The following is a 12,699-nucleotide window of genomic DNA, read 5'->3' as shown; positions in this document are numbered from 1 at the left end:
GAGGGCGCGATGAGCGAGACGACCGGCACCGTGCCGCTCGGATCGACCGAGCGATGGACCGACAAGAAGCGGTATCTGTGGCTGATCGGTCTGGTCGTGCCGTCACTGGCGTTCCTCGCGATCGGCCTGCACGCCGCGACCGGCTGGGGCGTCTGGTTCTGGATCGGCCCGATCGTGATCCTGGTGATCGTGCCCGCGATCGACCTGGTCGCCGGCCTCGACCGGAGCAATCCGCCCGACGATGTGATCGAGCGGCTCGAGCAGGACCGGTACTACCGCTGGATCACCTACCTGTTCCTGCCGATCCAGTACGTCGGTTTCGTCTTCGCGTTCTGGCTCATCGCGCGCGGTGACCTGTCCGTCGCGGACAAGATCGGGCTGGCCGTCTCGATCGGCTGCATCGGCGGGATCGGCATCAACACCGCACACGAACTCGGGCACAAGAAGGAAAGCCACGAGCGGTGGCTGTCGAAGATCGCGCTGGCCCAGAGCTTCTACGGGCACTTCTACATCGAGCACAACCGCGGTCACCACGTGCGCGTCGCGACGCCGGAGGACCCGGCTTCCAGCCGCGTCGGCGAAAGCTTCTACCGGTTCTGGCCGCGCACCGTGTTCGGTTCGCTGAAGTCGGCGTGGGGCTTGGAACGCAAGCGCTACGCGCGCCGTGACAAGCACCCGTTCCGGATCGGCAACGACGTGCTCAACGCGTGGCTGATGTCCGCGGTGCTGTGGGTGGCGATGACCGCCTGGCTGGGCGTCGGGATCCTGCCGTACCTGGTGGTCCAGGCGGTGATCGGGTTCTCGTTGCTGGAAGTCGTGAACTACATGGAGCACTACGGGATGCTGCGGCAGAAGGTCGGCCCCGCCGAGCGCCGCCGCTACGAGCGGGTGGATCCCAGCCACAGCTGGAATTCCAACAACATCGCCACCAACGTTCTGCTGTATCACTTGCAGCGGCACAGCGACCACCACGCCAACCCGACCCGCCGCTACCAGACCCTGCGCGACTTCGCCGAATCTCCGGTGCTGCCGACCGGGTACGCCGGGATGATCGTGCTCGCGCTGTTCCCGCCGCTGTGGCGCCGGGTGATGGACCATCGAGTGCTGAACCACTTCGACGGAGACCTCAGCCGGGCGAACATCCAGCCGTCGAAGCGCGAGAAGATGCTTGCCCGGTATGGAACTTCTGGGCCGGCTCCGGTCGCGGTACTGGACGACGTGCGCGGCGACGCTTCGGAAGGCGGCATGTGCCCGGGCTGCGGGTACGTGTACGACGAACAGCGCGGCGACCCGCGCGAGGGCTTCCCGGCCGGTACGCCGTGGTCGTCCATTCCCGACACCTGGTGTTGCCCCGATTGCGGCGTAAGGGAAAAGGTCGACTTCGTGGCCCCTGGAAGGATGAGTGTGTGATGCGGATCGAAGCGAATCTGTCCAAATGCGACGGCCTCGGCATGTGCGAGGCGATGGCCCCGGATTTCTTCGAGGTCGGCGACGAGGGCACGGTCGTGGTGCTCGACGAGAACCCCGGCGAGGAGCATCGGACCGACCTCGCCGCGGCGGTCGACGCCTGCCCGGTGCTCGCGCTGAAGCTGGTGTCATGACGCTCGCGGTGGTCGGTGCCTCGCTGGCGGGACTGCGCGCGGTCGAATCGGCGCGCCGGACCGGATATCGCGGCCGGATCGTGCTGATCGGCGCGGAGGAACACCTGCCGTATGACCGGCCGCCGCTGTCGAAGGCGTTCCTCTCGCCGGATGGACCCCGTGCGGTGGAACCGTTTCTCAGTCAAGACGAGCTGCGCGAGCTGGACGTCGAGTTGTGCCTGGGTTCGCCCGCCATCGGACTGGACCCGATCGCCCGCGAAGTGCGCACCGCCGACGCGACCATCCCTTATGTCGCCGCGGTGATCGCCACCGGTGCCACCGCCCGGACCCTCCCGGGAACCGCGGGCATCAGCGGCATCCACTCCTTGCGCACGGCCGAGGACGCACTCGCCGTCCGGTCCGCATTGGAGAGTGGGGCCAGGACGGTCGTGGTCGGAGCTGGCTTCATCGGCTCGGAAGTTGCCTCCTCCGCACGGAAACGCGGCCTTCCGGTGACCATCGTGGAGTCTCTCGACACTCCGCTGGTCCGTGCGGTCGGCGCCGAGGTCGGCACGGTGTGCGCCGACCTGCACCGCGCCGCCGGAACCGATCTCCGGTTGGGCACTGATGTCACCGGTTTCGAGACCGCCGACGGCGCGGTCACCGGCGTCGAGCTGAGCAGCGGCGAAACTGTGCCAGCCGACCTGGTGGTCACCGGAATCGGAGCGGTCCCCGCTACCGGCTGGCTCCGCGGCAGCGGGCTCCTGTTGCACGAACGCGACGGCGGCATCGTCTGCGACAGCACGCTCGCCGCCGCGCATGGCGTCTACGCGGCCGGCGATGTCGCGCACGTGGCGAACGCGCTGTTCGACGGCGAGCTGATGCGGCTGGAACACTGGACGAACGCGGCCGAGCAGGGTGCGGCCGCGGCGCGGCACGCGCTGGACCCCGCGAACGCGCGGGTGTTCAGCGCCGTGCCGTACTTCTGGTCCGACTGGTACGACCGGCGCATCCAGTTCGTCGGCACCCCGCGCGCGGACCAGGTCAGCACGGTTCCGGCGGAGCACGGCTTCACCGCGCTGTATCGGCGCGGAGACCGGCTCGTCGGCGCGTTCACCATCGACCGGCCGCGCGACATCATGAAGTACCGCAAGCGGATCGCCGCTCGGGCGCCCTGGTCCGAGGCGGTCTCCTTCGCCCACGAAATGGCCGCATAGAATGACTGTCATGAGTGCGCTTCCGGTGCCCGCGGGCGGTCAGCACCGGCAGCCCATCATCGCCGCCGCCATCGAGCTGACCGCGGAATCCGGCTGGTCCGCGGTCACCATGGCGCGGCTGGCCGATCTGGTCGGGGTGAGCAGGCAGACCGTCTACAACGAGATCGGCTCGAAGGCCGCGCTTGCCGAAGCGATGATCTCGCACGAGCTGGGCCGGTTCCTCGCCGCGGTGAGCGCCGCGTTCGAACGGCACCCGGACGATCTCGTCGAAGCGATCTACGACGCCGTCCGCGCGGTGCTGGAACTCGCCGACGACAACATCCTGCTGCGCGCCATCGCTTCGGCCACGCACGGCACGGACAACGAGTTCCTGCCGCTGCTGACCACTCGCGCCGGCAGCCTGCTGACCGAAGCGAAAGCCGTGCTGCGCGGCCGAGTCCGCAGCTACCGGCCGCCGCTGGACGAAAGCCAGCTCACCGTCGCGATCGACTTGGTGGTGCGCGTGGTGCTCAGCCACGTGATGCAGCCGTCCGGCACTCCCGCGGAGACCGCGGACGGCCTGGCCTGGGTCGCTGCGCGAGTGCTCGGCACCAACCCGGCCGCGCTGATGCGGACCCGCTCGTAAGCCAGACGCGGCCCAGCGCGACCGCGTGGCAGCCTGCCGCGCGTGAACCCGTGAACAACGCACCGGACCGTGCCCGGCGCGCTGATCGGCGACGCCTACCGGGAGACCGCGCCAGGCCCCGCTGCGGCGGCGATTTTCGCCGGGCCCGCCCGGGCTGATCGTCGCGCTCGCATGCTTGACAAATCTTCTTGTCAATGCGACGTTCGCAGGGACCCGATCTGCGAAAGGGCTGTTCCGATGACCGACCTCGTCCCGTTCCTGATGTTCCAGAAGCGCGACGCCGCCGAGGCGATGGCGTTCTACACGTCCCTGTTCCCCGGCGACTCCGTCCTGTCCGACGAGCGCTACGGCGCCGGCGGCCCCGGCCCGGAGGGGACGATCGTGATGGCCGAGTTCACCGTCGCCGGACAGCGGGTGCGGTGCAGTGACAGCTTCGTCCAGCACGGGTTCGACTTCACGCCGTCGACCTCGCTGTTCGTCACGCTCGACTCGACCGACGAACTGAAGCGGGTCACCGCCGCGCTCGGCGAAGGCGGCGGCACGCTGATGCCGCTGGACGACTACGGCTTCGGGCCGTTCGCGTGGGTGAACGACCGGTGGGGAGTCTCTTGGCAGCTCAGCGCTCCGGCGAAGAGCTGAATCCGGCCGCCCACCAGCGCCCCGGTCCGTGAAGGGCCCCTTCCGGGAATCAGATTCCGGTAAGGGGCCCCTCACGGACCACAACGCGCCTCCTATTGACAAGATGACAAAAACCCCGCCCCGGACTTTCCGCATCCGGGTGCGAACACCCCATTCGGGTAGCGCTATGGTGACCGCGGGAGGATGGAAATCATCCTGAGGGGGCCGATAGCCAACTCCCGCGCCAGCCGCTTGACCTGCGCTGTCTTCCGACATCAGGGCAAGCGGCTGGTCTTTTTTACCTCGCCGCAGAATCATTCTGCCACTCGGCAAAGAACTGCGGATTCCGCATTAATAAACTGATCCAACGGTCCGATTCCGGTACAGCCACCACACATCCCGCCCGAATGACCAGCTCAACATCGCCAACGCCACTCCGGCCAGCGCCGCCGGCCACACCCCGACCGCCGCTGCCGTCAGTGCGACCCCTTGCAGGGCCGCCACGACCTTTCGCGCTCGGCTCGGACGCAGCGACGCGCGCAGCCACGGCCAGGCTCGCGCGGCGGCCACGAACGCGTAGCGCATCAGGCCGATCGCCAGCACCCACGGCCCGGCCGACGCCGCGACCAGCACGCTCAGCACCAGGATCAAGAACGCGTCCGCCTCCATGTCGAACCGGGCACCCAGTGCGGACGCGGTTCCGGTGCGGCGCGCGACCTGGCCGTCGACCGCGTCCAGGGCCAGCGCGATCGCGGTCAGCGGGACCAGGAAGGCCAGCGGCGGCTTCCCGTCGAGGTGGTCGGCGACGAGCGCGGTCACCCCGCCGATCAGCGCGGCGCGAGCGAGCGTCACCTGATCGGCGGGGCCGAGCCGGTACACCCGGATCCGCCAGGCGCCCTGGGTGAGCAGCACCAGCAGGCCGACCAGGTAGCCGACGCCGACCGCCCAACCGGCGACGCCGAGACCGGTGGTCAGTGCCAGCAGAACAAGCAGGCCGAGCTGCGCCAGCAGGGCCGGGGCCTGCTGGACGATGGTTGAACCCAGCTCGGCCGGGGTTCGTGTACAGGTGGTGGCAGCCATTTCGCCTCGATCCGGCAGCAACGGAGGACGACTTTGACACGGACGGCGCGGGCCTTCTGGTTCACTTCGGCCGCCAGCGGGGAGCTGCGATCCACCGAGGTGGCTGCGCCGAACTCCGAGGAAGTGCTGGTCCGGACGCGCTTTTCGGCGTTGAGCCGAGGTACCGAAAGTCTCGTCGCCCGCGGCGGGGTGCCGCCAAGCCAGTATGCCGCGATGCGCGCGCCGTATCAGGAGGGCGACTTCCCCTGGCCGGTCAAGTACGGCTACTTGAACGTCGGCGAGGTCGTGGCCGGGCCGGCCGAGCTGACCGGGCGCACGGTTTTCTGCCTCTACCCGCATCAGACCGAGTATGTGGTGCCGGCGTCGGCGGTCACCGTGGTGCCGGACGACGTGCCAGCCGCGCGGGCAGTGCTCGCCGGGACAGTGGAGACCGCGGTCAACGCGCTCTGGGACGCCGCGCCGCTCGTCGGCGACCGGATCGCGGTGGTCGGGGCGGGCATGGTCGGCTGCAGCGTCGCCCGGTTGCTGTCCCGCTTCCCCGGGGTGGACGTGCAGCTCGTCGACCCGGACCCGGCACGCGAGGAGATCGCGGACCGGTTCGGGATCCACTACGCAACCCCGGACACCGCGAGCGGCGACCTCGACCTGGTTGTGCACGCCAGCGCCACCGATGCCGGGCTCGCGCGTTCGCTGGAACTGCTCGGCCACGAGGGCACCGTGGTCGAGCTGAGCTGGTACGGCGACCGTCCGGTGTCGGTGCCGCTCGGCGAGAACTTCCATTCGCGACGGCTCACCGTGCGCGGCAGCCAGGTCGGCACCGTGTCGCCGGCCCGCTCCGCCCGCCGCGGCTATCGCGACCGGATGGCGCTGGCGCTGCGGCTGCTCGCCGATCCGGCGTTCGACGCGTTGATCACCAGCGAAGCCTCGTTCACCGAGCTGCCGGACGTGGTGGCGCGGCTCGCCTCCGGAACCCTGCGCGGACTGGCGCACCGGATCACCTACCGGTAAAGGAGAAACACGTTGTTCAGTGTCACCGTGCGCGATCACATCATGGTCGCCCACAGCTTCCGCGGCGAAGTTTTCGGCCCGGCGCAGCGCTTGCACGGCGCGACGTTCGTGGTCGACGCGACCTTCACCCGGACCGAACTGGACTCGGACAACATCGTGGTCGACATCGGGCTCGCCACCGACCAGCTGGGCGCGGTGCTGGCCGACCTGAACTACCGGAACCTGGACGACGAACCGGACTTCGCCGGGGTCAATACCTCCACCGAGTTCCTCGCCAAGGTCATCGCCGACCGGCTCGCGGACCGCGTCCACGCTGGGGACCTGGGCGAAAACGCGCGCGGGCTGGCGCGGCTTTCGGTGACCCTGCACGAATCCCACGTCGCCTCGGCCGGATACGAGCGTGCCTTGTGACCGCTGCGGACCCTTCCGGATACGCACCGGAATGGCTGCGGCTGCGGGAACCCGCCGACGCGGCGGCCCGGGCCGCCGATCTGGTCGAGCTGCTGCCCACCGGGCCGGCGGTGATCCGCGACCTCGGCTGCGGCACCGGGTCGATGGGCCGCTGGCTGAGCGGACGGCTGCCCGGCCCGCAGCGATGGATCCTGCACGATCGCGATCCGCGGCTGGTGGAGATCGCCGCACACAGCGTCCCGGGCGTCGTCGAATCGTCCACCGAAGACGTCACCCGCCTCGGCGATCTCACCGGAACCACCCTGGTCACCGCGTCGGCGTTGCTGGATCTGCTGACCGCGGCGGAGATTCAGCGCCTGGTGAAGTCCTGTGTGGACGCGCACTGTCCGGCGTTGTTCACCTTGTCCGTCACCGGCTCGGCCGAACTCGCCCCAGCGGATCCGGCCGACGCGGCGCTCCGCGAAGCCTTCAACGACCACCAGCGCCGCGAAGGAAAGCTGGGTCCGGACGCCGTCGCGTTCACCGTCGCGGAATTCACCCGGTACGGCTGGACTGTGCACACCAGACCGTCGCCCTGGCGGCTCGGTGCCGAACACCAAGACCTCATCGACACCTGGTATCGCGGTTACGTCGCTGCCGCACAAGAACAGAACCCAACCCTGGCGGTGCCCGCCCGTCAGCTCACCGCGGTCACCGTGCACCACCAGGACCTACTCGCCCTCGCCTGACTTCCGGCGCGCCCGGGCCCGGCGTTTGCCCTCGTGCATCGCCGCGACCCGGGCGACCGGGATCGTGTGCCCCTCAGCCACCAGGTCCGCCGGGAGCTGCTGCGGCGCGGGCAGTTCCTCCGCCCACGGATCGGCGTCTCCCAGCAACCGCACCGCGCTCTTCACGGTGAAGTCGCCCGGTGCCACGTTGTCCGCGTCGTCCCAGCGCACCGGGAACGACACCGGCGCGCCCGGCCGGATCCGCGGACTGTAGGCCGCCGCGACCGTCGCCCCGCCCGCCCGGGTCGAATCGAGAAACACCTTGCCGTGCCGGTCTTCCCGGATGAACGCGGTGGTCGCCAGCTGCGGGTCGATCCGTTCCGCCCGCGCGCCGACGGCCCGCGTCGCCGCCGCGACGTCCTCAAAGGACAGTCCGGGAACCAGCGGCACGAACACGTGCACCCCCTTGGATCCGCTGGTCTTCAACGCACCCGCCAGGCCGGTGTCGGCCAGCGCCTGGCGTACCAGCCGGGCCGCCGCCACCGCGACGTGGAACGGAGCGCCCTCCGGCGGGTCGAGATCCATGATCAGATCGGTCTGACCGACCGGATCCACCCGGGTCAGCGCGGGATGCAGCTCGACCGCGCGCTGATTTCCGAACCACAGCAGCGTCCGCCGGTCGTTGCACAGCCCATAAGTGACGGTGCGCTGAGAGCTTTCCGCCCACAGCTTCGCGCGCGGCACCCACTCCGGCGTGTATTTGGGCAGGTTCTTCTGCATGAACGCGTCCTGCCCGCGCAGCACCCGCATCACCGACAGCGGCCGGTCGCGCAGCACCGGCAGCAATCGGTCCGCGACCGCGTCGTAGTAGTCGACGAGGTCGCGCTTCGTCGCTCCGGCACCGGCGAACAGCTCCTGGTCGAGGTGGGTGAGGGAAACGCCGTCCCGCACCTCGTCCGCGGTGCTCACGCCGCCTCCGCGGGACGGAGTGCCTCGGCAATGCTCATGGTGCCAACCTTGCCGATCCGCGCACTTCGGTCAAGCGCGCACGACGCGCACGTCCGACACCTCCAGCAGCCCGTCGAGGTGCACCTTGGCCTGGGTCTGCGCCGGATCGACGATCAGCCCGTCCCGGCGGACCAGGTCAAGGACGCGCGCCGCGAGCGGCAGCACCAGATGCCGGCCCCAGCAGCGTTCGTTGCTGTGCCCGAACGGCAGGTAGCCGGGATGGGCGTCCGGGTCGAGGTCGGCCCAGCGCTGCGGCCGGAACTCGTCCGGCGCGTCCCAGAGCTCCGGGTCGCGGTGGCTGAGCAGCGGCAGCAGCAGGACGTCGTCGCCGGCGCCGATCCGCGAGTCCACCTCGGCGAACTCCGGCGACCGCACGCGCAGGATGTTCCAGGACGGCGGCAGCAGCCGTAACGCCTCGTGGAGCAGGTATTCGGTCGGCAGCTCCTCGTGCAGCGGCGAGCTCAGCCACAGCGCGTTCGTGACCAGTGCGGCGACCGTGAAGCAGATTGGGCCGGCCACCCGCCGGTACAGGTACATGGCGAACCGGCGCTGTTCGAAGGTCTCCGCCTCCAGCACCATTCGAGCCAAAGCGGACAGCGCTACCTCGGGTGCGGGCCGCCCCCACAGCGCGGCCCCGGCGGCGACGGCCGACCAGGTGATCTTCGGCGTCAGCTCCAGACGGCGGTCCACGAGCACCCGGAACCGCCACTGTTCGCGGCCGAAAACCAGGTCCCGCAGGTAGTTGTGCGGTACCGCGGGCCAGGCGCCGGTGAGGTCGGGCTGATCGAGCGGCTTCTTGAGCGCGGCCCGGACATCCGCGCCGACAGCCCGCATCAGCGCGGACGACTCCGGTCGGGTGACCACCCGGCCGAGCACCGGCTTGAAGGTCGGCCGTTCCTCGGCGTTGGCGGGCCGGCTGCGCAGCAGCGCGTCCATCAGATCGGCCCCGGCCACCCCGACGGTGTCCGGTTCCAGCCGAAAGAAGGTTTTTCCCCGATAACGGTCGAACAGTTCTTGCAAACGCCGCGCGAATACCACCTCGCGCACTTTGTTCCGTTCAGCGGGAATAGTGATCGCACGACTCCTTTCTGATATGGGCGGCCGTTCCCGGTTGCCGGGAACGGCCGCCCCAGGCGAGCTCAGCTCCGTCAGATCCAGCCGTACCAGGCGTAGGACTTCAGGCTCTTGCCCGGCAGGGCCTTGCGAACGAGGCGCACAATCTTCACGGAAATTCCTCCGCTTTCTCGAACACTTCGACCGCACTCGCGGCCGTCGCCGAGAATACAAACAATTCCGGAATGCTGTCACGTCCGAAGGAAAACCGACTACTTTCGTCGGCCGGGCCGGACAGTTCCGGCCAGAATTCATTGGCAAGACCGGGCGCCGCGGGTAGTCTGCGCCGCCGTTGGCCTACATCGCCGAACGGGCGTAGTCGAGCAGGGCGCGCGCCGCTGGGCCGAGCGGGCCGTCCGCTCGCCAGGCCAGCGCCAACTGGCCGCGCGGCCGCGACGCCAATCGGACGAGATGCAGTTCGGCCGAGTAGTAGCGGGCCAGGGATTCCGGCACCAGCGCCACGCCGAGATCGCGCATTGCCAGCTGTGCCAACACATTCGGGTCGCTCGCCTCCAGCGTCACCCGCGGCCGCAGGCCGTGCGCGGCGAACTCGCGGTCGAGCACCCCGCGCAGTCCGGTCCCCTGCGGCAGGCAGATCAGCGGCCGCTGCGCCAGCTCGGCGAAGCTCACCTCCGCGCGGTCGGAGAACTCGTCGCGCGGGCCGACGACCGCCACCAGCTCCTCGTCCAGCACCACCTGCGTCTCCAGCCCGGCCGGGACGCCGTCGGCGAGGCCGATCACCGCCACATCGAGCCGGCCCTCGCGCAGCGCCTCGACCATCACGTCCGAATTCGCCTCGCCGAGGGTGATCTCCACGCCCGGGTACCGTTCCGCGAACTCCGCCAGGAAGTCCGGCAGCGCCACCGGTCCGGCGGAGGTCACCATCCCCATCGCGACCTGCCCCCGCACCAGCCCTTCGTGCTCCGCGACCGTCTCGCGCACCGCGGCGACGGCGGCCAGCGCGGCGCGCGCGTGCGGCAGAGCCGCGGCACCGACCCCGGTCAGCCGGACGCTGCGCCCGGACCGGTCGAACAGCGGCTGCCCCAGCTCGCGTTCCAGCCGGCGGATCTGCGCGCTGACCCCGGGCTGCGCGACGTGCATCCGGGCCGCCGCGCGGGTGAAGTTGGCTTCCTCGGCGACCGCGACGAAGTACTCCAGCTGATGCAGTTCCATAACCATTGATTATAGCTACTGGAACCAGTATCTCTTGGACTTCTCGTCACGCCTTCAGCAAGCTGAAGGCATGCAGACGTTCACCCCTGATCAGGCCGGTTACCGCGAAGAGATCGCCGGGTTCCAGACCGGCGTCCAGTCCACCCCGCACCTGGTCGTCGCCGCGACCAGCGCAGAGGACATCGCCGAAGCGGTGCGGCACGCGAACGAGCGGGGTCTGCCGATCGCGGTCCAGGCCACCGGGCACGGGCTGCGCGAACCGGCGGAAGGCGTGCTGATCTCGACCCGGCGGATGACCGGCGTGACCGTCGACCCCCGACGCCGCCTCGCCCGCGCCGAGGCCGGGGCCACCTGGGGCAGCGTGATCGACGCCGCCGCGGAACACGGACTCGCCCCGCTCAGCGGGTCCAGCCCGGGCGTCGGCGTGGTCGGCTACACGCTGGGCGGCGGGTTCGGCCTGCTCGGCCGGCACTTCGGCCTGGCCTCGGATCGCGTCGTCTCGGCCGACCTCGTCCGCCCCGACGGAACGCGCACCACCGGCCCGCTCGAAGCGGGGATCGTGACCGCACTGGAGTTCGAACTGGTCCCGGTGACCACGCTGTACGGCGGCGGCCTGTTCTTCGACACCGCGCGGATCCCCGACGTCCTGCGCGCCTGGCGCGACTGGACCCTCGACCTGCCGGACACCGTCGGCACTTCGGTGGCGCTGGTGCCGTTCCCGGATCTGCCGATGGTGCCGGAACCCTTCCGCGGCAAGCACATCGCCAACGTCCGGGTGGCGAGCCTTGCTGCCGGCGGCGACCAGCTCGTCGCCCCGCTGCGAGCGCTCGGCCCGATCCAGGACACGCTGAAGACGATGCCGTATACCGACTCCGGCCAGATCGCCGCCGACCCGCCGAACCCGCACCCGTACCTCGGCGACAACCGCGTCCTGCCGGCACTGCCGGACGAGGCGCTGACCACCGTCCTCGATCACGCCGGCCCGGGCGCGCCGGTGCCCACCGTGCTGATCATCGACCTGCTCGGCGGCGCGTACCAGCACGCCAAGGCATCGGACTTCACGCCGGAATCCCGCTACACCGTGCGCGCCCTGTCACTGGTGGACCCGGACGCGGCGACTGTGCGGGCCGCACACGCGAAGCTGTTCGCCCCGCTCACCCCGGAATCGACCGGACGACTGCGGAGCTTCGTGTACGGCCAGCCGCTCGGCTAACGCTCGATGACGAAGACCGGAATCACCCGGTCGGTCTTCTTCTCGTAGTCGGCGAATCCCTCGGCGTGCGCGACCATCCCGGCGTACAGCCGGTCGCGCTCGGCGCGGTCCTCGACCACGGACGCCTTGGCCGGGAACCGCTCGGTGCCGATCTCGACTGTCACCGCCGGGTTCGCGACCAGATTGTGGTACCAGTCCGGGTGGGTGTCCGCGCCGCCCTTGGACGCGGCGATGACGATCCGGTCCCCGTCGGTGGTGTAGACCAGCGGGCTCACCCGCTGCTTGCCGCTCCTCGCGCCAGTGTGCGTGAGCAGGAGCAGATCCTTGCCCTCGAACATCCCGCCGACCTTGCCCTCGTTCGCGTGGAACTCGTCGATGATCTGCTGGTTCCAGTCGGACATCCGCACACTCCCGTAAGTTGGTTGATGCAACAACAAACCTAGATTTCGGCGAATCGGGCTGTCAACACACGCGCAGGTACTGTCGCGGCATGGCCACCGAACCGGGTCCGACCGTCGCCGACGGGGTGCGCGAGCTGCTGCTGCTCATGCCCCGTCTGGTCGGGCGTGCGAAGCGGACGCCGCCGCCCCCGGAGCTCGGCGATCTCGCGCTCGCGCCGCGGCATCTGTCGCTGCTGGCCTATCTGCTGTTCGACGGTCCGATGACGGTCAACGAGCTCGCCGCCCGGCTGGAGATCGCGCCCACGACGGCCAGCCTGATGGTCGGCGACCTGTCCCGCCAGGGCGTGCTGGACCGCGCCGAGCACCCGGACGACCGGCGGCGCACCATCGTGAGCATCAACGCGGACAAGGAGCCGGCAGTCGACGCGTGGCTCGCCCGCAGCGCGAAGGCGTGGCAGGAAGCGCTCACGCCGCTCACCCCGGCCGAACGCGCGCTGGTGATCAACACGTTGAAGGTCTTCGAGCAGCACAGCTCGTGAGGATCG

Annotated in this window: 16 protein-coding genes; 10 read left to right on the top strand and 6 right to left on the bottom strand. The window is 69.8% G+C overall.

The genetic code is table 11. The features are described 5' to 3' along the window. The first annotated feature begins 9 nt into the window (after positions 1-9). The 5 genes from AMYBE_RS0137715 (at position 10) to AMYBE_RS0137695 (ending at position 4,061) form a co-directional block, all read left to right on the top strand. Positions 10-1,410, top strand: a complete 1,401-nt coding sequence (locus tag AMYBE_RS0137715) for a fatty acid desaturase (RefSeq protein ID WP_020664584.1) — start codon at positions 10-12, stop codon at positions 1,408-1,410. Continuing rightward, positions 1,410-1,601 carry a ferredoxin gene (locus tag AMYBE_RS0137710; RefSeq protein WP_020664583.1) on the top strand — a complete coding sequence of 64 codons (192 nt, stop codon included), beginning with the start codon at positions 1,410-1,412 and terminating at the stop codon, positions 1,599-1,601. Before AMYBE_RS0137715 ends, AMYBE_RS0137710 begins: the two co-directional genes overlap by 1 nt. Continuing rightward, entirely contained in the window at positions 1,598-2,797 is a 1,200-nt protein-coding gene (locus AMYBE_RS0137705; RefSeq protein ID WP_020664582.1) for an NAD(P)/FAD-dependent oxidoreductase, read from the top strand. Before AMYBE_RS0137710 ends, AMYBE_RS0137705 begins: the two co-directional genes overlap by 4 nt. Before the next feature lies 1 nt (position 2,798). Beyond that, a complete protein-coding gene (locus tag AMYBE_RS0137700; RefSeq protein WP_034287604.1) occupies positions 2,799-3,422 on the top strand; it encodes a TetR/AcrR family transcriptional regulator in 624 nt (207 codons plus the stop codon). Between the two features lie 237 nt (positions 3,423-3,659). Next, positions 3,660-4,061: a VOC family protein gene (locus AMYBE_RS0137695; RefSeq protein ID WP_020664580.1), complete on the top strand. Its 402-nt coding sequence runs from the start codon at positions 3,660-3,662 to the stop codon at positions 4,059-4,061. A 330-nt stretch (positions 4,062-4,391) separates the two neighbouring features. Here AMYBE_RS0137695 and AMYBE_RS0137690 read toward each other — a convergent pair whose 3' ends face one another. After that, complete coding sequence (locus AMYBE_RS0137690; RefSeq protein ID WP_020664579.1) at positions 4,392-5,120, bottom strand: CDP-alcohol phosphatidyltransferase family protein; 729 nt, start codon at positions 5,118-5,120, stop codon at positions 4,392-4,394. A 33-nt stretch (positions 5,121-5,153) separates the two neighbouring features. On the opposite strand from AMYBE_RS0137690, the gene AMYBE_RS0137685 reads away from it, so the two are divergent. From AMYBE_RS0137685 to AMYBE_RS0137675, 3 genes are read left to right on the top strand one after another with little or no spacing between them, the layout of a single operon-like run. Continuing rightward, positions 5,154-6,128, top strand: a complete 975-nt coding sequence (locus tag AMYBE_RS0137685; protein WP_020664578.1) for a zinc-dependent alcohol dehydrogenase — start codon at positions 5,154-5,156, stop codon at positions 6,126-6,128. Positions 6,129-6,140: 12 nt separating this feature from the next. Further along, positions 6,141-6,539, top strand: a complete 399-nt coding sequence (locus AMYBE_RS0137680; protein ID WP_020664577.1) for a 6-pyruvoyl trahydropterin synthase family protein — start codon at positions 6,141-6,143, stop codon at positions 6,537-6,539. Then, on the top strand, positions 6,536-7,267 hold the full coding sequence (locus AMYBE_RS0137675; RefSeq protein ID WP_020664576.1) for a class I SAM-dependent methyltransferase: 732 nt from the start codon (positions 6,536-6,538) through the stop codon (positions 7,265-7,267). Before AMYBE_RS0137680 ends, AMYBE_RS0137675 begins: the two co-directional genes overlap by 4 nt. Here the strand turns inward: AMYBE_RS0137675 and AMYBE_RS0137670 are convergent. The 4 genes from AMYBE_RS0137670 to AMYBE_RS0137660 all read right to left on the bottom strand — a co-directional run bounded on the left by AMYBE_RS0137670 (position 7,250) and on the right by AMYBE_RS0137660 (position 10,540). Then, positions 7,250-8,215 carry a DNA polymerase domain-containing protein gene (locus tag AMYBE_RS0137670; protein ID WP_020664575.1) on the bottom strand — a complete coding sequence of 322 codons (966 nt, stop codon included), beginning with the start codon at positions 8,213-8,215 and terminating at the stop codon, positions 7,250-7,252. The two genes, AMYBE_RS0137675 and AMYBE_RS0137670, sit on opposite strands and share 18 nt — an antisense overlap. Positions 8,216-8,284: 69 nt before the next feature. Continuing rightward, positions 8,285-9,301, bottom strand: coding sequence for a cytochrome P450 (locus AMYBE_RS0137665; protein WP_020664574.1), 1,017 nt, complete (start codon positions 9,299-9,301; stop codon positions 8,285-8,287). A gap of 101 nt (positions 9,302-9,402) precedes the next feature. Beyond that, positions 9,403-9,471 carry a hypothetical protein gene (locus AMYBE_RS46980; protein ID WP_425386970.1) on the bottom strand — a complete coding sequence of 23 codons (69 nt, stop codon included), beginning with the start codon at positions 9,469-9,471 and terminating at the stop codon, positions 9,403-9,405. Between the two features lie 193 nt (positions 9,472-9,664). Beyond that, the gene (locus AMYBE_RS0137660) at positions 9,665-10,540 is read right to left on the bottom strand and encodes a LysR family transcriptional regulator (protein WP_020664573.1); all 876 of its coding nucleotides are present in this window, start codon (positions 10,538-10,540) and stop codon (positions 9,665-9,667) included. Between the two features lie 70 nt (positions 10,541-10,610). Here AMYBE_RS0137660 and AMYBE_RS0137655 point away from each other — a divergent pair, with 70 nt between their 5' ends. Further along, positions 10,611-11,753 carry an FAD-binding oxidoreductase gene (locus AMYBE_RS0137655; protein WP_020664572.1) on the top strand — a complete coding sequence of 381 codons (1,143 nt, stop codon included), beginning with the start codon at positions 10,611-10,613 and terminating at the stop codon, positions 11,751-11,753. On the opposite strand, the gene AMYBE_RS0137650 is transcribed toward AMYBE_RS0137655, so the two are convergent. Continuing rightward, entirely contained in the window at positions 11,750-12,154 is a 405-nt protein-coding gene (locus AMYBE_RS0137650) for a nitroreductase family deazaflavin-dependent oxidoreductase (protein WP_020664571.1), read from the bottom strand. The genes AMYBE_RS0137655 and AMYBE_RS0137650 overlap by 4 nt on opposite strands. Positions 12,155-12,243: 89 nt before the next feature. Between AMYBE_RS0137650 and AMYBE_RS0137645 the strand changes: the two genes are divergently transcribed. Continuing rightward, entirely contained in the window at positions 12,244-12,693 is a 450-nt protein-coding gene (locus AMYBE_RS0137645; RefSeq protein ID WP_020664570.1) for a MarR family winged helix-turn-helix transcriptional regulator, read from the top strand. The last annotated feature ends 6 nt before the right edge of the window (positions 12,694-12,699 follow it).

Source organism: Amycolatopsis benzoatilytica AK 16/65 (assembly GCF_000383915.1).
Taxonomy (GTDB): Bacteria; Actinomycetota; Actinomycetes; order Mycobacteriales; family Pseudonocardiaceae; genus Amycolatopsis; species Amycolatopsis benzoatilytica.
The sequence above is the reverse complement of the archived record's forward strand: the minus strand, read 5'-3'. Positions and strand labels throughout refer to the sequence as shown.

Coding starts and splice junctions, on each gene's coding strand:
- AMYBE_RS0137650 (WP_020664571.1), bottom strand. CDS start 12,154: ATGTCCGACTGGAACCAGCAGATCATCGACGAGTTCCACGCGAACGAG.
- AMYBE_RS0137690 (WP_020664579.1), bottom strand. CDS start 5,120: ATGGCTGCCACCACCTGTACACGAACCCCGGCCGAGCTGGGTTCAACC.
- AMYBE_RS0137660 (WP_020664573.1), bottom strand. CDS start 10,540: ATGGAACTGCATCAGCTGGAGTACTTCGTCGCGGTCGCCGAGGAAGCC.
- AMYBE_RS0137695 (WP_020664580.1), top strand. CDS start 3,660: ATGACCGACCTCGTCCCGTTCCTGATGTTCCAGAAGCGCGACGCCGCC.
- AMYBE_RS0137700 (WP_034287604.1), top strand. CDS start 2,799: ATGACTGTCATGAGTGCGCTTCCGGTGCCCGCGGGCGGTCAGCACCGG.
- AMYBE_RS0137645 (WP_020664570.1), top strand. CDS start 12,244: ATGGCCACCGAACCGGGTCCGACCGTCGCCGACGGGGTGCGCGAGCTG.
- AMYBE_RS0137710 (WP_020664583.1), top strand. CDS start 1,410: ATGCGGATCGAAGCGAATCTGTCCAAATGCGACGGCCTCGGCATGTGC.
- AMYBE_RS0137715 (WP_020664584.1), top strand. CDS start 10: ATGAGCGAGACGACCGGCACCGTGCCGCTCGGATCGACCGAGCGATGG.
- AMYBE_RS0137705 (WP_020664582.1), top strand. CDS start 1,598: ATGACGCTCGCGGTGGTCGGTGCCTCGCTGGCGGGACTGCGCGCGGTC.
- AMYBE_RS0137655 (WP_020664572.1), top strand. CDS start 10,611: ATGCAGACGTTCACCCCTGATCAGGCCGGTTACCGCGAAGAGATCGCC.